The 20,786-nt window shown below is 45.3% G+C and carries 21 protein-coding genes; 17 read left to right on the forward strand and 4 right to left on the reverse strand.

Translation table 11 applies throughout. The features are described 5' to 3' along the window. The first annotated feature begins 8 nt into the window (after positions 1-8). The 3 genes from typA to V1501_RS06635 are packed head-to-tail and all read left to right on the forward strand — an operon-like array spanning position 9 to position 2,477. Entirely contained in the window at positions 9-1,850 is a 1,842-nt protein-coding gene (gene typA / locus V1501_RS06625) for a translational GTPase TypA (RefSeq protein ID WP_409292038.1), read from the forward strand. Positions 1,851-1,877: 27 nt separating this feature from the next. Continuing rightward, on the forward strand, positions 1,878-2,189 hold the full coding sequence (locus V1501_RS06630) for a YlaH-like family protein (RefSeq protein ID WP_409292040.1): 312 nt from the start codon (positions 1,878-1,880) through the stop codon (positions 2,187-2,189). Between the two features lie 3 nt (positions 2,190-2,192). Continuing rightward, positions 2,193-2,477: a hypothetical protein gene (locus V1501_RS06635; RefSeq protein ID WP_409292042.1), complete on the forward strand. Its 285-nt coding sequence runs from the start codon at positions 2,193-2,195 to the stop codon at positions 2,475-2,477. 245 nt (positions 2,478-2,722) lie between these two features. On the opposite strand, the gene V1501_RS06640 is transcribed toward V1501_RS06635, so the two are convergent. Continuing rightward, entirely contained in the window at positions 2,723-2,923 is a 201-nt protein-coding gene (locus V1501_RS06640; protein WP_409292043.1) for a YlaI family protein, read from the reverse strand. Between the two features lie 141 nt (positions 2,924-3,064). On the opposite strand from V1501_RS06640, the gene V1501_RS06645 reads away from it, so the two are divergent. Then, on the forward strand, positions 3,065-3,520 hold the full coding sequence (locus V1501_RS06645; RefSeq protein WP_409292044.1) for a pyridoxamine 5'-phosphate oxidase family protein: 456 nt from the start codon (positions 3,065-3,067) through the stop codon (positions 3,518-3,520). A gap of 34 nt (positions 3,521-3,554) precedes the next feature. Here V1501_RS06645 and V1501_RS06650 read toward each other — a convergent pair whose 3' ends face one another. Next, on the reverse strand, positions 3,555-4,151 hold the full coding sequence (locus V1501_RS06650; RefSeq protein WP_409292045.1) for a YhcN/YlaJ family sporulation lipoprotein: 597 nt from the start codon (positions 4,149-4,151) through the stop codon (positions 3,555-3,557). A gap of 175 nt (positions 4,152-4,326) precedes the next feature. On the opposite strand from V1501_RS06650, the gene V1501_RS06655 reads away from it, so the two are divergent. Beyond that, positions 4,327-5,658: a PhoH family protein gene (locus V1501_RS06655; RefSeq protein ID WP_409292046.1), complete on the forward strand. Its 1,332-nt coding sequence runs from the start codon at positions 4,327-4,329 to the stop codon at positions 5,656-5,658. 47 nt (positions 5,659-5,705) lie between these two features. Here the strand turns inward: V1501_RS06655 and V1501_RS06660 are convergent, their stop codons facing one another. After that, positions 5,706-6,206, reverse strand: coding sequence for a peptidyl-prolyl cis-trans isomerase (locus V1501_RS06660; protein ID WP_409292047.1), 501 nt, complete (start codon positions 6,204-6,206; stop codon positions 5,706-5,708). Positions 6,207-6,390: 184 nt separating this feature from the next. Here V1501_RS06660 and V1501_RS06665 point away from each other — a divergent pair, with 184 nt between their 5' ends. Continuing rightward, positions 6,391-6,672, forward strand: coding sequence for a YlaN family protein (locus V1501_RS06665; protein WP_409292049.1), 282 nt, complete (start codon positions 6,391-6,393; stop codon positions 6,670-6,672). 475 nt (positions 6,673-7,147) lie between these two features. Further along, positions 7,148-10,585 carry a pyruvate carboxylase gene (gene pyc, locus V1501_RS06670; RefSeq protein ID WP_409292050.1) on the forward strand — a complete coding sequence of 1,146 codons (3,438 nt, stop codon included), beginning with the start codon at positions 7,148-7,150 and terminating at the stop codon, positions 10,583-10,585. Between the two features lie 42 nt (positions 10,586-10,627). On the opposite strand, the gene V1501_RS06675 is transcribed toward pyc, so the two are convergent. Further along, entirely contained in the window at positions 10,628-11,587 is a 960-nt protein-coding gene (locus tag V1501_RS06675) for a COX15/CtaA family protein (protein WP_409292052.1), read from the reverse strand. A 524-nt stretch (positions 11,588-12,111) separates the two neighbouring features. On the opposite strand from V1501_RS06675, the gene cyoE reads away from it, so the two are divergent. The 10 genes from cyoE (at position 12,112) to V1501_RS06725 (ending at position 20,786) form a co-directional block, all read left to right on the forward strand. Beyond that, positions 12,112-13,035, forward strand: a complete 924-nt coding sequence (gene cyoE, locus V1501_RS06680; protein WP_409292054.1) for a heme o synthase — start codon at positions 12,112-12,114, stop codon at positions 13,033-13,035. A 113-nt stretch (positions 13,036-13,148) separates the two neighbouring features. Beyond that, a complete protein-coding gene (gene coxB / locus V1501_RS06685) occupies positions 13,149-14,237 on the forward strand; it encodes a cytochrome c oxidase subunit II (RefSeq protein ID WP_409292055.1) in 1,089 nt (362 codons plus the stop codon). Positions 14,238-14,303: 66 nt separating this feature from the next. Beyond that, positions 14,304-16,175, forward strand: a complete 1,872-nt coding sequence (gene ctaD, locus V1501_RS06690) for a cytochrome c oxidase subunit I (RefSeq protein ID WP_409292056.1) — start codon at positions 14,304-14,306, stop codon at positions 16,173-16,175. Then, a complete protein-coding gene (locus V1501_RS06695; RefSeq protein WP_409292057.1) occupies positions 16,175-16,801 on the forward strand; it encodes a cytochrome (ubi)quinol oxidase subunit III in 627 nt (208 codons plus the stop codon). Before ctaD ends, V1501_RS06695 begins: the two co-directional genes overlap by 1 nt. Positions 16,802-16,805: 4 nt before the next feature. After that, on the forward strand, positions 16,806-17,141 hold the full coding sequence (ctaF, locus tag V1501_RS06700) for a cytochrome c oxidase subunit IVB (protein WP_409292059.1): 336 nt from the start codon (positions 16,806-16,808) through the stop codon (positions 17,139-17,141). Positions 17,142-17,330: 189 nt separating this feature from the next. Continuing rightward, positions 17,331-18,254: a cytochrome c oxidase assembly factor CtaG gene (gene ctaG, locus V1501_RS06705; protein ID WP_409292060.1), complete on the forward strand. Its 924-nt coding sequence runs from the start codon at positions 17,331-17,333 to the stop codon at positions 18,252-18,254. A gap of 198 nt (positions 18,255-18,452) precedes the next feature. Beyond that, on the forward strand, positions 18,453-18,914 hold the full coding sequence (locus tag V1501_RS06710; protein WP_409292062.1) for a DUF420 domain-containing protein: 462 nt from the start codon (positions 18,453-18,455) through the stop codon (positions 18,912-18,914). A 209-nt stretch (positions 18,915-19,123) separates the two neighbouring features. Further along, entirely contained in the window at positions 19,124-19,624 is a 501-nt protein-coding gene (locus V1501_RS06715; protein ID WP_409292064.1) for a hypothetical protein, read from the forward strand. Positions 19,625-19,641: 17 nt separating this feature from the next. Next, complete coding sequence (locus V1501_RS06720) at positions 19,642-20,475, forward strand: enhanced intracellular survival protein Eis (RefSeq protein ID WP_409292066.1); 834 nt, start codon at positions 19,642-19,644, stop codon at positions 20,473-20,475. Further along, positions 20,463-20,786 carry a sterol carrier protein domain-containing protein gene (locus V1501_RS06725; RefSeq protein WP_409292068.1) on the forward strand — a complete coding sequence of 108 codons (324 nt, stop codon included), beginning with the start codon at positions 20,463-20,465 and terminating at the stop codon, positions 20,784-20,786. The genes V1501_RS06720 and V1501_RS06725 overlap by 13 nt, the downstream gene beginning before the upstream one ends.

The raw sequence follows: 20,786 nt of genomic DNA on the forward strand, positions 1-20,786 counted from the left end.
GAATTTTTTTGAACCTTCGCAGCGATATACGTAATATAGCAATTATAGCTCACGTCGACCATGGTAAAACAACACTGGTTGACCAGCTTTTGAAGCAGTCTGGCACATTCCGTGTGAATGAGCATGTTGAGGAAAGAGCCATGGACTCAAACGACCTCGAGAGAGAAAGAGGAATAACGATTCTGGCAAAGAATACTGCCGTTCAATATAAAGATACACGCATCAATATCCTTGATACTCCGGGACATGCTGACTTCGGTGGAGAAGTAGAACGTATCATGAAAATGGTAGATGGCGTTCTCCTTGTGGTGGATGCATATGAAGGCTGTATGCCGCAGACCCGTTTTGTCCTCAAAAAAGCCCTTGAACAAAAAATCACACCGATTGTTGTAGTCAATAAGATTGACCGTGATGCAGCCCGTCCTGAAGAAGTTGTCGACGAAGTTATCGACCTTTTCATCGAGCTGGGTGCAGACGAAGAACAGCTTGAGTTCCCAGTGATCTATGCTTCAGGCATTAACGGAACAGCCAGTAACGAGCCAGATCCTGCCAAGCAGGAAGAAAATATGGAACCATTGTTTGAAGCGATTGTAGAGAATATTCCTGCACCGGTTGACAATCGTGATGAGGCACTTCAATTCCAGATCGCACTTCTTGATTACAATGACTATGTCGGAAGAATTGGGATTGGCCGTGTATTCCGCGGAACAATGAAGGTTGGACAGCAGGTTGCCCTGATGAAACTGGATGGCAGTGTCAAGCAGTTCCGTGTTACAAAGATCTTTGGTTTCACCGGTCTCAAAAGAATTGAAATCGATGAAGCTTACGCAGGGGACCTGATTGCTGTTTCCGGCATGGAAGATATCAATGTCGGTGAGACTGTGTGTCCATTCGATGCCCAGGAAGCACTGCCAATACTCCGAATTGATGAGCCGACCCTTCAGATGACTTTCCTGGTAAATAACAGCCCGTTCGCAGGTCGTGAAGGAAAGTATCTGACTGCACGCAAAATTCAGGAAAGACTGGATCTTCAGCTGCAGACAGATGTCAGCCTTCGCGTAGATGAAACGGATTCACCGGATGTCTGGATCGTATCCGGCCGCGGCGAGCTTCATCTTTCTATTCTGATCGAAAACATGAGAAGAGAAGGATATGAGCTTCAAGTTTCCAAACCGGAGGTTATCGTTCGTGATATCGATGGAGTCCGCTGTGAGCCTGTGGAACGTGTTCAGATTGATGTGCCGGAAGAGCATACTGGAGCGATCATGGAATCGATCGGAGCCCGTAAAGGTGAAATGGTCGATATGATCAACAACGGCAGCGGCCAAGTGCGTATGATTTTCATGGTGCCGGCACGCGGACTGATTGGTTATTCTACAGAGTTTCTTACGCTGACCAGGGGTTACGGAATCCTGAACCATACCTTTGACAGCTATCAGCCGATGGCTCAGGGCCAGGTAGGCGGACGCCGCCAGGGAGTATTGGTTTCAATGGAATCCGGAAAAGCCTCTCAATACGGTATCATGCAGGTAGAAGACAGAGGTGTGATTTTCGTTGAGCCGGGTACTGAAATCTATGAAGGAATGATCGTCGGGGAACATAACCGTGAAAGTGATATTACAGTGAATGTTGTTAAAGTCAAGCAGATGACCAATATGCGTTCTGCGAACAAAGACCAGACAACGACCATGAAAAAGCCGCGCATTATGTCACTTGAAGAGGCTTTGGAATACTTGAATGACGATGAGTACTGTGAAGTTACTCCGGAATCCATCCGTCTTAGGAAGAAAATTCTGGACAAGAACGAACGTGAAAGAGTCGCCAAAAAGAAAAAGTATGCAGAATCTTAATCTGTAAACACTGGGGAGGGTAACACGATGGATGGCTTAGAGCATTTAAGCCCAGCTGCAAGGCTCTTTGTAGACCTGTTCGGCACGAAAGCCGGTACAAATGTACTTTACGCGTCGATAGTACTGCTCTCCATTTTGGTCTATAATCTTGGATTTGCCAGGAAACTGTCTGTTTTTAAAAACCTGATTATATACATTTCACTTGCGCTTGGATGCCTTATGCTTACCATCCTGGCCATTCAGCTGCCGGTAGTCGAATCACTGCTGGTTGCTGCCTTCGTTCTTGGAATATATAAAATCAGGCTGAATCAGCAGAAGCGCCAGCAAGTGGAGCAGTAAGCCATGAATTCACTTCAGGATGCATTATACAATTGGCTTACCATCAAAGTGGTGTGTGATGCCAGGCCGGAAGATACAGCAGCCTTTGAGACTAAAGAAATGTTTGAAGGGCTCCTTACAGAGGAGCATGCTTTGGGCTCTCTCAAAGTCAGGAAGGATGGCTCTATGTATTATGTGGATTTCGTGAAGGACGGCTCGGCTGACATCAGGAGGTTTCCTGCCGAACTGATTGAAGCAATGCTCCATCAGATTAACCTGGAACCTCAGAAATACAGGAATTTTACCTGATTTATTTTATAGCAATAAAAAGGGCGGCTAATTGAGCCGCTAAAACATAGCCCGGGATTAAAAACTTATTGTTTTTGCCCGGGCTTTGCTGCTTTCAAATTAAAAACAGCTGGCTGTTATCCTATGCCTTTTATTCACTTGGATGCATGAAAAAATTTCTTCAATTGACAGCCTGATTTTACTGCAAAAAAAATAGAGGATGACCCATTTGTTTTTTTAAGGGTCGTCCTCTATTTTTTTGCATTTCACCAGTCATCCTGTTTTTTTGGGCTCCTATAGAGCCGAAAACTTCCTGTTGCAATTCTTTCCTTAGTCCGCACTTCAATTCGGCTGTAACAGTCCTTGCACAAATATGTATGGATAGGCCTGTTTCTCAGGCGCTTTGCTAACAGTGTATCGCTATTGATCGACTCAATTTTTTCGCATAAAACACATTTAACCCTCATTCGGCACCTCTTCTCCTGCCTATATTCTATCCCTAGTATACCATCTTTTAAGCAAGAAGGAATAACTCAAGAGCATACAGAATATTTTCTTATACTTCTGTCTGAAGGACTACCTTTAAAAAACCGTTAGGAGGAAGAACCATGCCTAATCTGGTGGAAACCGAACTGATTCCATCCTTATTCGAGTTCCTGCAAAAGGAGCAACTGGCAGTCCTGTCAACCATAGACCATGAAGGGGGAGGGCCTAATGTAAATTTGATTTCCTGGATACTTGCCAGGGATGAAAAGACGATCGTATTTGCTGCAGCCAGCCGGTCCAGGATTATCCAGAACATCAGGCATCATGAGAGGGCGGTACTGGTGCTTTTTGCAGAAGAATCCGCCTTTTCCATCAACGGCCAGGTTATGATTAAAAACGAGCGGATCAAGGATGTCCCGCTCGCTCTGACTATACTGGAAATGAGTGTTTATGAGGTGAGAGATATAATGTTTTATGGTTCCAAAATTTCACATAATCCTGAATACAGCAAAATGTATGATGAAGAGGCGGCATGTCTTCTCGACCGCCATGTCATGGAGGCGTTAACGAAATCTTGAGGAGGCCCGCCACATCCTAGGGCTTCCTAAAGATTCATCTATCCCGGTCTTTATAATGGTTGGATTGCTCGTCCTGCTCTTTTTCCATGATTTTCTTTTCTTGCCGGTTCATTTGTTTTTTTGGCTCTTCTGTTGTTTTATACGGTTCATTGTCATTCTTGTCTCCAGGGACCGTAGGGATCAGCCTGCCCGCTATATTTCCCAGTTCATTCATAATGCCTGGCAGCGGCCGCCCATCTTTGATATCTTGGGACAGCTCCCGAAGCCTTGCAGTAATGTCTGGATCAGCCACAACCATTGCGCGTCCACCCTGAGGGTCGTTTTCAAGCGACTCGCCAACGGCATACTTTATCGACCCTGTCTGTGACCGTTCTATATCATCATCAATGTCGATGCCGACAATGGCATAGGCTCCAAGCACTACAGCGGCCGCTTTATTTACATTCGGGTTCCTTAGCGCCAAATCTTCCAGCCGGCGGGATACCTGCTGGCTGGTGAGGCGGTCGCGATTCTGGATGGCTGAATTCCTGACGCCTGCCTTATGATTTTCTTTACTGTCAGGGTTTGATCCATCTGCCCCGCAGGCTGTCAGCACGGAGCAGATCATCACAAACGGAATCAGCTTTTTCATGGGTATCCTCCTTGTGCTGGCACACTTTTTTACCTAGTTTGGATTTTTCCTTCTATCCTTATTCAAAATCTCATATATTTTAGCAATACACTTGTCCCTTTCATAAACTAATATCAAAGCCTAAAGTCCCTGTTTATCCGCTTTGGCTTCGATTTTTTAATCGGGAGGCGTCCAATTGACCAAAATCTATATATTAGATACCAATGTCCTGTTACAGGATCCATATGCCATCTTCTCATTTAAAGACAACGACGTGGTTATTCCAGCTGTTGTCCTTGAGGAAGTTGATTCAAAGAAAAGGTATATGGATGAAATTGGAAGGAATGCAAGACAGGTATCAAAGCTGATAGACGGATTTCGATCGGCGGGGAAGCTTCATGAAAGGATTCCGCTCCATAATGGAGGCACTCTTAAAATTGAACTCAATCACCGATCCTTTCATCAGCTTCAGGAAATCTTTGTAGAAAAAACAAATGATAACCGCATTCTGGCTGTTGCAAAAAATTTATTGATCGAAGAAGAAACCAAACAGAATGGAAAGGCAGTTATTCTTGTCTCTAAGGATGCACTGGTCAGGGTGAAGGCAGATGCCATCGGACTGACAGCGGAGGATTTTTTAAGTGACCGGGTCATCGAGACTGATCACATTTATACTGGATTTCAAGAACTATATCTCCAGGGGGAAGAAGTAAATTCATTTTATCAAAAGGGAGAATTGAAGCTGGAACAGTTAGTGCCAAAACCCCATTGCTATCCGAATCAATTCTTGATCATGAAAAATGCACTTGGCGGTTCTTCATCGGCACTAGGAATGGTGGATGCCTCATGCAGGGCAGTGAAGAAGCTTGTCTGCGACCTTGACCATGTGTGGGGGATCAAGCCAAGAAATGTGCAGCAGACCATCGCAATTGAACTGCTGCTCAGGACGGATATACCCCTTGTTACATTAGTAGGCAAGGCGGGCACAGGGAAGACGCTTCTTGCACTTGCAGCGGGACTGCTTCAGACAGAAGACCTGGGTCTCTATAAGAAGCTGGTTGTTGCAAGGCCGATTGTGCCTGTTGGGAAGGATATCGGCTATCTGCCTGGTGAGAAGGATGAAAAACTGAGGCCTTGGATGCAGCCGGTATTCGATAATTTGGAATATCTGTTCAATACAAAAAAACCCGGGGAACTAGATGCCATTTTAGCGGGCATGAATTCCATAGAAGTAGAAGCTTTGACGTATATCCGGGGACGCAGCCTGCCAGATCAGTTCATCATTATCGATGAAGCCCAGAACCTGACGAAGCATGAGGCGAAGACCATCCTGACACGGGTGGGGGAACGAAGCAAAATTGTACTGATGGGTGACCCGGAACAAATCGACCATCCTTATTTGGATGAGTACAATAATGGGCTGGCATATGTGGTAGAAAAATTTAAAGACCAGCAGATAGCTGGCCATGTAAAGCTGATTAAGGGAGAGCGTTCAGGGCTGGCACAATTGGCAGCCAATCTCCTATGAATAATGTGAATCAATGACGGCAAGCTTTTTGCCGTTTTTTGAGGCGGTCATTCAATAATGAAACCCGTGACATCCCGTAGGGGATCGGCAGAATTTGAACCATCCTTGAAGTAAATATATACCGGGCCGCCTTCCTTAATGGGCTTTCCAGCTTGCGAAAAACCAGCCAGCAGATTGTCGGCGTCCGAAAGCGGGAGCCGCACGTTTTTTGTCCTGCATTCTATAATCAAGGTGGATGCCCCATTCTTCGGCTGGGCATTTTGAATGAACGGAGTGAGCGGCATCCCGAAAGTCCCGTTCAACAATTTTTCTTTTTGATATTTTTTCTCTGTCTTAAGCGTAGGCGGGTGAATGGCGCCTTCCATGATTTCGCGGTCCCAGTGTTTGGATGCCCTTTTTGTGTATTCCTCCAGGTCATCCTGACCGTTCGCTGCACCGGTTGTAAAGAAGGTGTCAAGATCCACCTTTCTGTCATCAAAAATCCAGACACCTGGATCAAGGGTGATGGGGAAGGTGACATTTCCTTTTATTGTAAGTATGGCTTCCATGGTGTATCCCTCCAAGATAAGTATCTAGCCTTAGTATAATCCTTTGCAGGCTTTCTGTCCTATGTTTTGGTACAAGTACCTTGAAATCTTGGCTGGTATCGCTCATCTCCTTGCTTTTTTTTGAAACAACAGGTAGAATTTAAAGATAGAATTGTAAGGTCGCTCTGAAATGGGGGATTTAGGAATGGCGTCAGATATGCTAGTGAACTATCGCGATAAAGCATTCACCTTGCTGAAAGGCGATGCTGAAAAGATATTGAAACTGATAAAGGTGCAGATGGATAACCTGACCATGCCTCAATGTCCTTTGTATGAAGAGGTGCTCGATACCCAAATGTTCGGCCTGTCACGGGAAATTGATTTTGCCGTCCGCCTTGGGCTGATCCCGGAGCTTGAAGGGAAGGCGCTTTTAGATACATTGGAACGGGAACTGTCGGCTTTGCATGAAGCTTCCCTGCGCAAGTAACACAGCTGTTGCTCAAACACTTTTTAGGTGTTTGAGTTTTTTTGTTTGGGACCTTTTATAGTTGTATTAGACTCTTTTACCGGCATTGACTATAATGTAAGGGAGAAGCCATTGGAACATTATCATAAGATAATGTTATTCCAAAGTGCGCTTTTTAATTTTCATAATTTTCAGCTAATGGTACAATCTACTTAAGGCATAGTCAGCCCTGTGTTTTGGCAGGCTGACCCGGGCAGATTTTAACGAGAAACAATATGCCTTCCTGGCATAGCTGTTCTTAGGTCCTCCAAGGACTAGGCCGAGCCTATAGACATGGCCATCCCCTAAAGCTTACTCGGCAGGTCTTTGGCCCGCAAGCAAAAAAATGGCTGCCTGCCATTCCGGCCGGCGCCCCGGGCGAGGCATATCAATCCTTGTGAAGGGATAGGCAAATGGCTGATCCTAATCAAAATACATAACAGGAAGGTGTTATCAATTGAAGAGACGTATTACAAAAATATTAGCCGCAAACCGCGGTGAAATCGCAATCCGTGTATTCAGGGCTTGTACAGAGCTCAACATACCGACCGTTGCAATTTATTCAAAAGAAGATTCTGGGGCATACCACCGCTACAAGGCGGATGAGGCATATTTGATCGGTAAAGGAAAAGGACCGATTGAAGCCTATCTGGACATTGAAGGAATTATTGATATTGCCAAGAAAAGCGGGGTAGATGCCATTCATCCTGGATATGGTTTTTTATCCGAGAATATTGATTTTGCCAGAAGATGTGAAGAGGAAGGAATTATCTTCATAGGACCTGAAACAAGGCATCTTGATATGTTCGGGGATAAGGTTAAAGCCAGGCATCAGGCAGTACTAGCCGGCATACCGGTCATTCCGGGGAGCGACGGCCCCGTCACTTCACTTGAGGAAGTGGCATCCTTCGGAATTGAGGCGGGCTATCCCATCATAATCAAGGCTGCCCTTGGCGGCGGCGGAAGGGGCATGAGGATCGTCAGGGATCCCGGCGAACTAAAAGAAGCTTACGCAAGGGCAAAATCTGAGGCCAAGGCGGCATTTGGCAATGATGAGGTATATGTGGAAAAGTTTGTCGAAAACCCAAAACATATTGAAGTGCAGATACTTGGGGACAGATATGGAGAAATTGTCCATCTGTATGAACGGGACTGTTCTGTCCAACGGCGCCATCAGAAGGTCGTCGAGGTTGCTCCAAGTGTTTCATTGAGCGAGGAACTGAGGCTTGAGATCTGCAGGGCAGCCGTCCATCTTATGGCAAAGGCCGGGTATGTGAATGCCGGCACTGTCGAATTCCTCGTTGCGGACAATGAATATTATTTCATTGAGGTCAATCCAAGGGTACAGGTGGAGCATACCATCACAGAAATGATTACAGGGATCGATATTGTTCAGACGCAGATCATGATTGCTTCTGGGGAAGAACTGCATGGAGATCTGATTGCCATCCCCGAGCAGGAGGAAATTAAAACACATGGCTACGCAATCCAATCCAGGGTCACAACCGAAGACCCGCTGAATAACTTCATGCCGGATACAGGCAAGATCATGGTATACCGGTCAGGAGGCGGATTTGGAGTAAGGCTGGATGCTGGTAACGGATACCAGGGAGCGGTGATTACACCCTATTATGATTCCCTGCTTGTAAAATTATCAACGCATGCGCTCACCTTTGAGCAGGCAGCGTCCAAAATGGTAAGGAACCTGAAAGAATTCAGAATCCGCGGGATAAAGACCAATATCCCGTTCCTTGAGAATGTTGTTAAGCACAAAAGCTTTTTAAAGGGTGAATATAACACAGGGTTCATCGATAATACACCGGAACTCTTTTTCTTCCCTGTGCGGAAGGACCGGGGCACAAAAATGCTGAGCTATATCGGGAATGTCACGGTTAACGGCTTCCCTGGAATCGAGAAAAAGAAGAAGCCGATATTCGACGGCGTCAGGATTCCATCTGTGGAAGAAGCTGGACTTGCAGGTTCCAAGCAGATCCTGGACAGCGAGGGTGCTGACGGGGTGGTTAAGTGGATCAACGGACAGAAGAAGGTGCTCCTGACGGATACCACATTCCGGGATGCTCATCAGTCCCTTCTGGCTACCAGGGTCAGGACGCGGGATCTGATGCAGGCTGCCAAGCCCACGGCCGCCATCATGAAGCAATTATTTTCTCTTGAAATGTGGGGAGGGGCAACCTTTGATGTGGCGTACAGGTTCCTGAAGGAAGATCCTTGGGAGAGGCTGCTTGGCCTCCGGAAAGAAATGCCGAACCTGCTGTTTCAGATGCTGCTCCGCGCATCCAACGCAGTTGGATATAAAAATTATCCTGATAATGCGGTGAGGGAGTTTGTTGAGAAATCGGCTGAGGCAGGGATAGATGTCTTCCGGATATTCGACAGCCTGAACTGGGCAAAGAGCATGGAGGTGGCCATTGATGCGGTACGTCAGTCAGGGAAGATTGCAGAAGCGGCCATCTGTTATACAGGAGATATAAATGATCCCGCTAGGACTAAGTTCACATTGGATTATTATAAAAACCTGGCCCGTGAACTTGAGAACCAGGGGGCACATATTTTGGCCATAAAGGACATGGCCGGGCTATTAAAGCCTGAAGCTGCCTATAGGCTTGTCTCGGAGCTGAAGGAGACAGTCGGCATCCCGCTGCACCTTCATACCCATGATACGAGCGGGAATGGGATCTACACCTATGCAAGGGCAATTGATGCCGGAGTGGATATCGTGGATACGGCAATCGGAGCAGTGGCAGGCTTTACATCACAGCCAAGCATGAATTCACTTTATTATGCACTTGAAGGCAAAGAGAGGCAGCCGGAGCTTGACATAGAGGGAATAGAACAGCTTGGGCACTACTGGGAGGATGTTCGTAAATACTACCAGGAATTCGAAAGCGGCATGATAGCACCCCATACGGAAATTTACCGGCATGAAATGCCTGGCGGCCAGTACAGCAACCTGCAGCAGCAGGCGAAGGCGGTAGGGCTTGGTGATAGATGGGAAGAAGTAAAATCCATGTATTCCCGCGTGAACTATATGTTCGGGGATATTGTCAAGGTCACCCCGTCTTCAAAGGTAGTAGGGGACATGGCCCTGTTCATGGTTCAGAATGACCTCGATGAAGAGTCGGTCCTTTCAAAAGGGATGGGAATTGATTTTCCGGATTCAGTAATAGAGTTATTTGAAGGGTATCTTGGACAGCCGCTTGGCGGATTTCCGGAGGAGCTGCAGAAGGTGATCCTCAAGAACAAAAAACCGATAACAGTCCGTCCTGGGGAATTGCTGGAGCCGGTGGATTTTTCTAAGGTGAGGGAAGAACTGTTCCACGAAATCGGGAGGCCGGTGACAAGCTTCGATGTGCTTGGGTATGTAATGTACCCAAAGGTTTTCCTGGAATATGCCAAAACCTTCGATTCCTTTGGGGATGTCTCTACACTTGATACACCAACATTTTTATACGGAATGAGACTGGGTGAGGAAATTGAGGTCGAAATTGAAAAAGGGAAGACTCTCTTTGTCAAGCTCATTTCAATCAGTGAAGCAAGGGGAGATGGAAACAGGGTCGTCTATTTTGAGCTCAACGGCCAGCCGCGTGAAGTGGTCATCAGGGATGAAAGCATAAAGTCTGCTTCCGGGGCAAAGATGAAAGCCGACCAGCAGAATAAGGAACACATTGGGGCAACCATGCCGGGAACCGTAATCCGGCTTTTGGTCGACAAGGGAGAAAAAGTAAAACAAGGCGACCATATCATTATTACGGAAGCGATGAAAATGGAAACTACAGTTCAGGCGCCGTTTTCGGGGACTGTGAAAGAGATTCATGTTAAAAACGGTGAAGCCATTGCCACGGGTGACCTTTTGATGGAAATAGAGGGAGATTGATACTGAAAAAACAGGCTGGACGATGGCGTCCAGCCTGTTTTTTTAAATAATTGAATTAAGTTTTGGGATCTCTTCCTCGAAGATTTCCTGCATGAGTGCTTCATTTTTCCTGCTTCGTGATGCAAGAAGGGCAAGATAGCTGAATACACCGAACAAACAGGAGATGATGAGTGCATGAGCAAGCGCCACCCACAAATTAAGCCGGGAAATGATGACGAATGCACCTGAAGTAACCTGAAGCGTCACGAGTATGGCGCATACCGCCCAGCCCCATAAAATGACCGGCTGGCTGCGATATTTGGTAAAGGCAAGATAGCAGGCATATAATACCCAGATGAAAATGAGACCGGCTGCCGTCCGGTGGCCCATTTGAACCCATTGATACATATTAGCCGGCAGGCTGAAGTCCCCATTGGTACACATCGGCCAATCCGAACATACAAGGCTGGCCTTTAGATGCCTGACCAGTGCGCCAGAATATACAACGATGAATGTGTAACAGATCACTCCGTAAATATGAAACTTCATCCGCTTATCGACAATGACTTTTTCCGCCTGGAACTTCTTGTCAATCTCAAAAATGAGAAGCGTAAGCAGCAGCACAGCCGCAAATGATATCAGTGAAATTCCAAAGTGGAGCGCCAGTACAAAATCTGACTGTCCCCATTTGACTGCAGCGGCACCGATAAGGCCCTGCAGCAGTAAAAAGAAAAAGGCAAGAAAGCTGAGGAATTTTGTTTCTCTGATATGGCCAATCTGCTTCCAGCTCCAGACCGATAATAAAAGAATCATAATGCCGACTGAGCCCGATACGAGCCTGTGGGCAAGTTCTATGGCGAGGGCAGCATCAATCTGTGTGGGGACAAATTCCCCATTGCATAAAGGCCATGTCCTGCCGCAGCCCATCCCGGAGTCGGTTTTAGTCACAAGGGCGCCGCCAAGGAGTACAAGAAGCATTCCTAAAGTGGAAAGCACCCCAAGCCATTTCAGTCTTCGTTGCAAAAATCTCACCTTCTTATTTTATTAGAAAGTCTATTAATCATGTTTTTATGTATCAGTACAATAGTAACATTAACTAAACATGTACGTGCCTAAAAAATGTAGAAAATACCTTTTAGATATTACACAATTCTGCCTATTTTTACAAGATGAAGTTGGACATAAGCAGAAAATAGTTGAAACTTTCAGCCTGTGATGATAGAAATAGAGAGGATGTATATGGAAAAGAAGGAAAATGTTAAAGGGGAAATAAGCTCTCTCATCCTCATTTCAGCACTATAGCAGAACGAACCCGGGAACGGGTAAAAAGACTGATATAACAGCATAACAGTCACTAAAACGTCATAAGTTATCCAAAAAAAATTCACATTAAATGTCTAAATTATGTTTTAATATACAGAGAGTACCGGCTATATTCCAGCTGAAAAATTCTGATGATAATTTACAAAGTGAAATAGATTCCATTTTCAGCTCGACATACACTTATACAGCCTGATTTTTGAAGAAGTTTGAGGAGGGAATCATATATGTCAAATACACGAGTTTTGGCAGATGCTGATCTTAATGACAGCGATACAGCCGTTCAGGCCTCTGTCTGGAAAGATTTTCTTTCTGTTATTAAGATTGGGATTGTCAATTCAAATATAATAACAGCGTTTACAGGAATCTGGCTTGCCTTGCATTTTACAGGGCAGGGCTTCCTGGCTAATCTTGACCTCGTATTCCTGACAATCGGCGGGTCAGCCCTTGTGATTGCAGGTTCGTGCGCTTTAAATAACTATATCGACATGGATATCGACCCGCTTATGGAAAGCAAGAAGGAAAGACCGACAGTGACTGGGCGCTTTACCGGTACTGCTGTCCTTGCCATCGGATTCACGCTCCTAGCGGCAGGGCTGATCATGCTTGCCTTCACCACACCCGCAGCAGCATTCATAGGAGTGTTCGGTGCGTTTGCTTATGTAGTCATCTATTCCATGTGGGCAAAGCGTAAGCTTGTCTCTAATACAGTGATCGGCAGTTTTTCCGGTGCTGTCCCGCCGCTGATCGGCTGGGCCGCCGTTGATCAGAACCTTTCAGTGCTTGCCTGGATGCTCTTCCTTCTGATGTTCATCTGGCAGCCGCCGCACTTCTACGCCCTGGCGATGAAGAGGGTTGAGGAATACAGGGGTGCGGGTATACCGATGCTTCCCGTAGTAAAAGGATTCAGCTCTACAAAGAGGAGCATGCTGATCTGGGTAGCGGCACTGATGCCGATTCCATTCTTTATGCTGGACATGGGTGTCCCATTTGTCATTCTGGCAACCGTACTGAATGCCGGCTGGCTGGCGCTTGCGGTCATGGGATACCGGATGAAGGACGATCTTAAATGGGCGCGCCTGATGTTTGTCTATTCGCTGAATTATCTAACAATAGCATTTGTGGCGATGGTTATCGTAACATCGATTTAATTCCAATTTCATTTGGAATTCTTTCTTTATCTTAAAGAATTTATATAGAGAGAATTTGAGCAGGAAATAGCTGCACACAAGAAATTTTTTACGAAAGAGGGGTTTCATAAGCTATGAGAAAACGGCTTCACAAATGGCGCCTGGTTTCCATCTTTGCAATCTTGGCGCTTGCTCTATCAGGCTGTGGAAGACCATTCCTGTCAACTTTAACACCTGCCGGTGAAGTTGCAAAAAAACAATATGACCTCATGATACTGAGCACGGTCATCATGGTCCTTGTCATTATTGTTGTCACTGTCATCTTTATTTATGTGATCGCGCGCTTCCGCCGGACAAAAAAGAATGAAAATACCATTCCAAAACAGGTGGAGGGGAACCACAAACTTGAAATCATCTGGACTATCATCCCGATCTTGCTGCTTCTAGTGCTGGCAGTTCCAACTGTATCCTATACATTTGAACTCGCTGATGTGGCACCAATGAAAGAAAAAGATAAAAGCGGCAAAACCAAGGATAAGGATGCCCTTGTAGTCAATGTCCGGGCCAACCTTTATTGGTGGGAATTTGAGTATCCAGACCTTGGGATCGTAACGAGCCAGGACCTGGTTGTTCCTACAGACAAAAAGGTGTATTTCAATGTTAAATCTTCCGATGTCAAGCACTCCTTCTGGATACCTGCTGTAGGGGGCAAAACAGATACAAACCCTGAGGGGGAGAATCAGTTCTGGCTTGAGTTTGACAGCAAAGATTCACAGAAGGTCCAGAATCAATTCTACGGGAAGTGCGCAGAGCTTTGCGGACCATCACATGCATATATGGATTTCAAGGTCCAGACTATGTCTCAGGATGAATTCGGTCAATGGACTGACAGCATGAAGGCAGTTAAAAAGCCTGCTGCTGACGGCGAGCTTGCTAAACAAGGCGAAGCAATTTATAACAAAAGCTGTATCGGATGCCACGCGAATACGCCGAATGACAAAAGGCCTGAAGCGGCGCGTACAGCACCGAACCTGGCTAGTTTTGGCGAAAGAACCAGAATTGCCGGCATACTTGAACACAATGAAGAAAACCTGAAAAAATGGCTTGAAAATCCTGAGAAGGTTAAGCCTGGAAACCTTATGACTGGCAAATACCAGGAGCTTGATCAACAGGAAATCGATGCTTTGACTGAGTACCTCATGGGGTTGAAGGTACAGCAGTAACTGCCCGCTGGTGTTTTTGAACCATATACATCAAGGGGATTGTGATTTACAAAGGGAGGTTTAACCGTGAGTACGATCGCTCAAAAAAAGGGTTTTGGCGCTACAGTATGGGACTATATGACAACAGTGGACCATAAGAAAATCGCCATTCTATACCTGATTGCCGGCGGAATATTCTTTTTGGCGGGCGGACTGGAAGCTCTTTTCATCCGTATCCAGCTTGCTATTCCAAACAATGATTTTCTAAGTGCCGGAACGTATAATGAAGTTTTGACCATGCATGGTACAACAATGATTTTCCTTGCAGCCATGCCATTGATTTTTGCATTTATGAATGCTGCCGTACCTCTGCAAATTGGTGCGCGCGATGTTGCATTCCCATTTTTGAACTCACTCGGATTCTGGCTGTTCTTCTTCGGTGGTGTATTCCTGAACTGCTCATGGTTCCTTGGAGGAGCGCCTGACGCAGGCTGGACTTCATATGCTTCGCTTACATTGGAAGCGGACTCACATGGGGTGGATTTTTACATACTGGGACTTCAGATTTCGGGTATTGGTACTTTGATTGGGGGCATTAACTTCCTTGTGACCATCGTTAATATGAGGGCGCCGGGAATGACTTATATGAGGATGCCTTTGTTCACCTGGTCATCATTTGTTACTTCTGCTCTTATTTTATTTGCTTTCCCTGCACTTACTGTAGGACTGTTTTTATTAATGTTCGACCGTTTATTCGGCGCCAACTTCTTTGACGTCTCTGCGGGCGGAAACACGATTATCTGGGAGCATTTATTCTGGATCTTCGGTCATCCTGAGGTATATATCCTCATCCTGCCGGCATTCGGACTATTTTCAGAAATCTTCTCTACATTTTCAAGGAAGAGACTTTTTGGTTACTCATCCATGGTATTCGCGACCGTACTTATCGGTTTCCTAGGATTCATGGTTTGGGCCCACCATATGTTCACAGTAGGGATGGGGCCGATTGCAAACGCTATTTTCGCCGTTGCTACAATGGCAATCGCGGTTCCTACAGGTATCAAGATCTTTAACTGGCTGTTCACGATGTGGGGCGGAAGCATTAAATTTACCACCCCTATGCTGTATGCTGTGGCTTTCATCCCTTCATTTGTTGCTGGGGGAGTCACAGGTATCATGAATGCTGTTGCAGCTGCTGACTATCAGTATCATGACAGTTATTTCGTAGTAGCCCACTTCCACTATGTTATCGTTGGGGGAGTCGTGCTTGCACTTCTGGCAGGTACACATTACTACTGGCCAAAAGTGTTTGGAACTATGCTGAATGAAACACTTGGAAAGATCACTTTCTGGCTGTTTTTAATCGGTTTCCATTTAACATTCTTCATCCAGCATTTCCTTGGGCTTATGGGAATGCCGCGCCGTGTGTTCACATACCTGCCTAACCAGGGCTGGGAAACCGGCAACCTGATAAGTTCTGTCGGTGCATTTTTCATGGGGGTTGCTGTCATTGTCCTATTGATCAATGTTGTGATGACTCAGGTTAAGAATGTAAGGGTAGGAAATGACCCATGGGGTGACGGACGTTCACTTGAATGGGCCATTCCGTCTCCACCGCCTTTCTATAACTTCAAACAGCTTCCGCTAGTCCGCGGACTTGATCCATTCTGGATTGAAAAGATGGAAGGCAAGAATGAAATGACACCAGCTGAACCACTTGGCGATATCCATATGCCGAATGCTTCATTCCTGCCGGTAACCATTTCATTCGGATTGTTCGTGGCTGCGTTTGGAGCCTTGTACCATGTTGATGATAAGGGCTGGGCCATCCCTGTCATGGCTGCAGGCCTTGGCATAACATTGGTCTCTATGCTGCTTCGTTCGGTGAAGGACGACCATGGCTTCCATATCCATAAAGAGGACCTTGAGAATGAAGATGATAATGGAGGTAAGGCATAATGGCATCTTCTGAACGATTTACTGAAATGACATGGCCAGCTTCTCCTGAGAAATCGACACTTGAAGCGAAAAATAAATTTTTAGGCTTCTGGTTTTTCCTTGGGGGAGAAACAGTTCTGTTCGGCTCATTATTTGCCACCTATCTGGCACTAAAGGATAAAGTTCCGAGTGGGGATCATCCGCTTGCGGAAGAACTGTTTAAATTGCCATTGACCTTTGCAGCAACCATGCTGCTTTTGACAAGTTCACTGACAAGCGTTTACGCTATGTACCATATGAAAAACTATAATTTTCAGAGAATGCAGGCATGGCTGCTGATTACTGTTTTGCTTGGCGCTGCTTTCCTTGGGCTTGAAATTTATGAGTTCAGGGAATATGTGCATGAAGGGCACACTTTTACCAGCTCTGCTTTTGGATCTGCTTTTTACACACTGGTAGGCTTCCATGGAGGCCACGTGGCATTCGGGCTCCTCTGGATACTTTCCTTGATGGTACGGAATGCCGGCCGAGGACTGGACTTGTACAACGCTCCTAAATTCTATGTGGCCAGCCTTTACTGGCATTTTATCGACGTAGTTTGGGTTTTCATCTTTACAGTTGTATATCTAATGGGAATGGTGGGATAAACGGATGGAGAATACACGACCGAAATCTTCTAACCCAAAAGCGGATTTGACTTACCGCCGCAGAAAAAATGCAGAAGAGATGAGATACCAGGTCATATCTTTTGCGCTTATGATCTTTTTGACCCTCATCGCATTTGGAGCGGTCATGTATGAAGGGTTTACACCATGGTTCATTGTTCCTTTTATCATGCTGCTGGCAGTCGTGCAGGTCATTTTCCAGCTGTACTACTTTATGCACATGAGCCATAAAGGTCATGAAACTGTACAGCTATTCCTTTACTCCGGTCTTACAGTGGCACTCATTACTGTGCTGACCTTCTTAACAATTACCTGGATTTAATAAAGTCCAAGCCGGCTGATTAACAATCAGCCGGCTTTTTTTGATTTTTAGACTGAACTGCTTCTGTTTTATATGTCTGTTTAATGACATTTCCCGCATTTTTGCAGGACATTGAATGAGAGCCTGCCAGTCCATGCCATTTTCATGTATAATAAAATGGATGAAACATTTTCGATTGGAGGGTATCAATTGTTAGCATTAGATATGTTCGGTTTCAGGGCCCTGTGGAGCCCTTATTTTATGGCAGCGCTTGCGGTCTGTACCCTGGCATTCTTTCTGATAACTGTAAAATACAGGTCTCAATTCAAGGACAGTGAGCCCTTATCCGTAAAACAGGGGGCTGTATTTTCGGCAGCCATGCTCCTCTTATATGCAATAAAGGGATCTCCCCTGGATCTTTTGGGCCACATTATGTTCAGTGCCCATATGACGCAGATGGCTGTTTTGTATCTGGTCATACCTCCGATGTTCATTATATCCATTCCAGCCTGGATTTGGAGAAAGGTCCTTACTGTTCCTGCGGTCAGGAAGCCGTTTGCCTTTTTTACGAAACCCCTTATTGCACTGCTCGTTTTTAATGTCTTCTTTTCGTTCTATCACGTGCCTGTCATTTTTGATACAGTGAAGGTAAATATGTGGTACCACGGCATGTATACAGTTTTCCTTTTCATAACCGCAGTATTCATGTGGTGGCCGGTCTTAAACAGCCTCAATCATAAAAATGAATTGTCCGGCTTGCAGAAGGTGGGATATATATTCGGAAATGGAATCCTGCTTACTCCTGCATGTGCTTTGATCATATTTACTAAGCATCCTTTATATGATACTTTTTCTGATCCTGCGGCATGGATGCAGGCAATGGCTCTGTGTGTTCCTGCCGGTTCGCTGGCCGCCCTTGGCATCAGCGGGCCTGAACTTTTAAACTGGCTGCCTCTCCTGGAAGATCAGCAGCTTGGCGGGGTGCTGATGAAAATCATACAGGAAATTGTGTATGGTTCCATGCTTGCCCATATATTCTTTGCCTGGTACAGAAAAGAAAATGAAAAGAATAAATCAGAAACAGAAGCGCTGTATGAGCCGAAGCCCGGCCATGTATACACCCCTGGTTCCTGATAGGTATCCCTTACTGCCGCACGCTGCAGTAAGGGACTTTTCATAAAATGTGTCTTTTTCTGAACAATTGCTTTTCTGAAGCTATTTTTGAATGGAGTCTTATTGAAAAAGGGCCGGCTGTTTAATACAATAGCGATAGCCGGTAAGTTCCGGAGAAAGTTTGATTACATAAGATTTTAAGAGAGGGCGTCCTGCTAAATGTCTTTACCCATTTTACCGACAATCAGTACAACCTTCATCGTCCTGAGTGCTATTACAGTGGCAATAGGCTGGGTTCAAATCAGACAGCGGAAAGTTAAAACCCACCAAAAGACGATGACTCTGGCAGGGATATTTGCTGTCATTTTCTTCACAATCTATGCTTCTAGAACGATTTTTATTGGGAATACATCTTTTGGGGGACCAGATTCAATAAAGATTTATTATACGTTGTTTCTCATCTTTCATATTACCCTCGCTACAGTTGGGGCTGTATTAGGAATCATGTCATTGTGGAGCGGCTATAAAAATAATCTTGCCTTTCACAGAAAGCTGGGACCGGTGACAAGCATTGTCTGGTTTTTCACAGGCATTACAGGTGTGGCTGTCTACCTGCTCCTTTATGTTTTTTATAAAGGCGGGGAAACCACTTCTGTCATTAAGGCTATACTTGGTTTATAGATAAATAGGATAAAATTCTTTGCTGCTGAATACAATGTATTGGCAGCATTTTTTATGGATGCAAACATATAGAAGCATACTATCATGGCACAGGCTGGCTCCGGGTGAGATATGGGTCAGCCCTTTCTATTATAGATTACCATTTTTCAAAGCTTGCATGAACGGTCTTCAATACAGCTTTAGTCAACGCTTTTTAGGGGGGACATGGAGTGGATGATTTCAAGACGGAACGTATTATTGTGATGGCCTGTTCTCTTGATCTAGCTAAATCACTTATTCTATACAGGGAAGAGCTGGTTAAAAGATCACCCATTTTGATGCCCGATTCGTGGCCGTCCCATTTATTTAAAGGATTTTTGCCGTTTTTTATTGAAGAAGTAGAGAAAAGGTCGGACAGCCTGAAATTTTGGATCATCGCTGATTTGAAACAGAAGAAAATGGTGGGCGATTTAGTCTTCCATCATCACACAGACGATACAGGATATATGGCTGTCTCTTATATAAGTCCCGAAGCAGAGGCTGAATATATGGAGGAAAGCTTATACATTTTCTTAAAGTATACAGCTAAGTCCCTGGGCCGTCCTGTCAGGCATGTAGAGATTGAATGCCGGAAGCAGGATATATCAAAGCAAAAAATTTTAAAGGAACTGGACTTTAGGAGGCTGCGCGAGGATGCGTTATTTGCAAATTGGTTTTTTAGGTATGAGTAAACGAATGGGGTGATGTTATGCATGAAATAGTCAAACTGGATGGGGCAAGAAGCAGAGAAGCGCTCGATTTATCCATGTATGCTTTTCAGTATAAGGTAGAGGAAAGAGACCTTGCTGAGAAAATTAAGTCATATGAGAATCAGGATATTTACGGAATTTTTGCTTTGGACGAGCTTGCCGCCAAAATGCATTTGCGCTCCTTTGAAATTTGGCTCCAGGGTAATAAGGTAAAGATGGGCGGCATTGCTTCGGTCGCAACATATCCGGAGCATAGAAGGACAGGAATGGTGGATGCCCTGCTCAAAAAGGGACTCCAGGAAATGAAGGAGAACGGCCAGGTTATCTCCTATCTTCATCCCTTTAAAATTTCCTTCTATAGGAGGTATGGCTGGGAAATATTCAGTGATGTGAAGAAGGTGGAAATTCCTGCACAGGAACTTAAGCCGCTGTCCGCTGTTCCAGGGTCAATCAAAAGATTTGAGAAAGGGGGATTGTCAGCAGCCGGCAGGATCTATGAAAAATATGCCCTGAAGTTCGGAGGCATGCTCGTAAGGAGCAGGGAGTGGTGGGAAAAGTCTGTTCTAGGTAATTATACAATGGCCATATATTATGATTCTGAAAGTGAGCCCCAGGGATATGCCATTTATAAGGCAGGAGGCAGACATCTTGAAGTTAATGAATGGGTAAATTTGAATCATGAGGCGAGGCAGGGATTATGGAATTTTTTCTGTCAGCATGATTCCATGGTGAAAAAGCGGGCATCATTGTTCCTAAAGATGATCCATTTCCGCATATTATTGCCAACCCGCGGGTTAAGACAGAGCTTTATCCGTATTTTATGGCACGGATAGTGGATGCAGAAAGGTTTTTAAAACTGTTTTCCTTCAACCGCATAGAAAAACCAGTCATACTACATATCAAGGACAGCATCGCTGAATGGAATAATCAGTCTTTCGTACTGAAAGAGGAAGGGGTCTTCCTGCTTTATGAGGCGGGGGAAGGGCTCACGCTCACAATCTCTTCGTTAACCGCACTTTTATTGGGGGCACAGGGCGCGGAAACTCTCTGGGATATCGGTGAGATTTCCGGTACGTATGAGGATATGCAGAAACTTAAGGAAGCTGTGCCTGTGATCCGCCCGCTTTTTCTGGATTTCTTCTGA

This window comes from Paraperibacillus esterisolvens (assembly GCF_046237625.1).
GTDB classification, from domain to species: domain Bacteria; phylum Bacillota; class Bacilli; order Bacillales; family DSM-1321; genus Paraperibacillus; species Paraperibacillus esterisolvens.

Coding starts and splice junctions, on each gene's coding strand:
- V1501_RS06630 (WP_409292040.1), top strand. CDS start 1,878: ATGGATGGCTTAGAGCATTTAAGCCCAGCTGCAAGGCTCTTTGTAGAC.
- V1501_RS06635 (WP_409292042.1), top strand. CDS start 2,193: ATGAATTCACTTCAGGATGCATTATACAATTGGCTTACCATCAAAGTG.
- V1501_RS06640 (WP_409292043.1), bottom strand. CDS start 2,923: ATGAGGGTTAAATGTGTTTTATGCGAAAAAATTGAGTCGATCAATAGC.
- V1501_RS06645 (WP_409292044.1), top strand. CDS start 3,065: ATGCCTAATCTGGTGGAAACCGAACTGATTCCATCCTTATTCGAGTTC.
- V1501_RS06650 (WP_409292045.1), bottom strand. CDS start 4,151: ATGAAAAAGCTGATTCCGTTTGTGATGATCTGCTCCGTGCTGACAGCC.
- V1501_RS06660 (WP_409292047.1), bottom strand. CDS start 6,206: ATGGAAGCCATACTTACAATAAAAGGAAATGTCACCTTCCCCATCACC.
- V1501_RS06665 (WP_409292049.1), top strand. CDS start 6,391: ATGGCGTCAGATATGCTAGTGAACTATCGCGATAAAGCATTCACCTTG.
- cyoE (WP_409292054.1), top strand. CDS start 12,112: ATGTCAAATACACGAGTTTTGGCAGATGCTGATCTTAATGACAGCGAT.
- coxB (WP_409292055.1), top strand. CDS start 13,149: ATGAGAAAACGGCTTCACAAATGGCGCCTGGTTTCCATCTTTGCAATC.
- V1501_RS06695 (WP_409292057.1), top strand. CDS start 16,175: ATGGCATCTTCTGAACGATTTACTGAAATGACATGGCCAGCTTCTCCT.
- ctaF (WP_409292059.1), top strand. CDS start 16,806: ATGGAGAATACACGACCGAAATCTTCTAACCCAAAAGCGGATTTGACT.
- V1501_RS06710 (WP_409292062.1), top strand. CDS start 18,453: ATGTCTTTACCCATTTTACCGACAATCAGTACAACCTTCATCGTCCTG.
- V1501_RS06720 (WP_409292066.1), top strand. CDS start 19,642: ATGCATGAAATAGTCAAACTGGATGGGGCAAGAAGCAGAGAAGCGCTC.
- V1501_RS06725 (WP_409292068.1), top strand. CDS start 20,463: ATGGCACGGATAGTGGATGCAGAAAGGTTTTTAAAACTGTTTTCCTTC.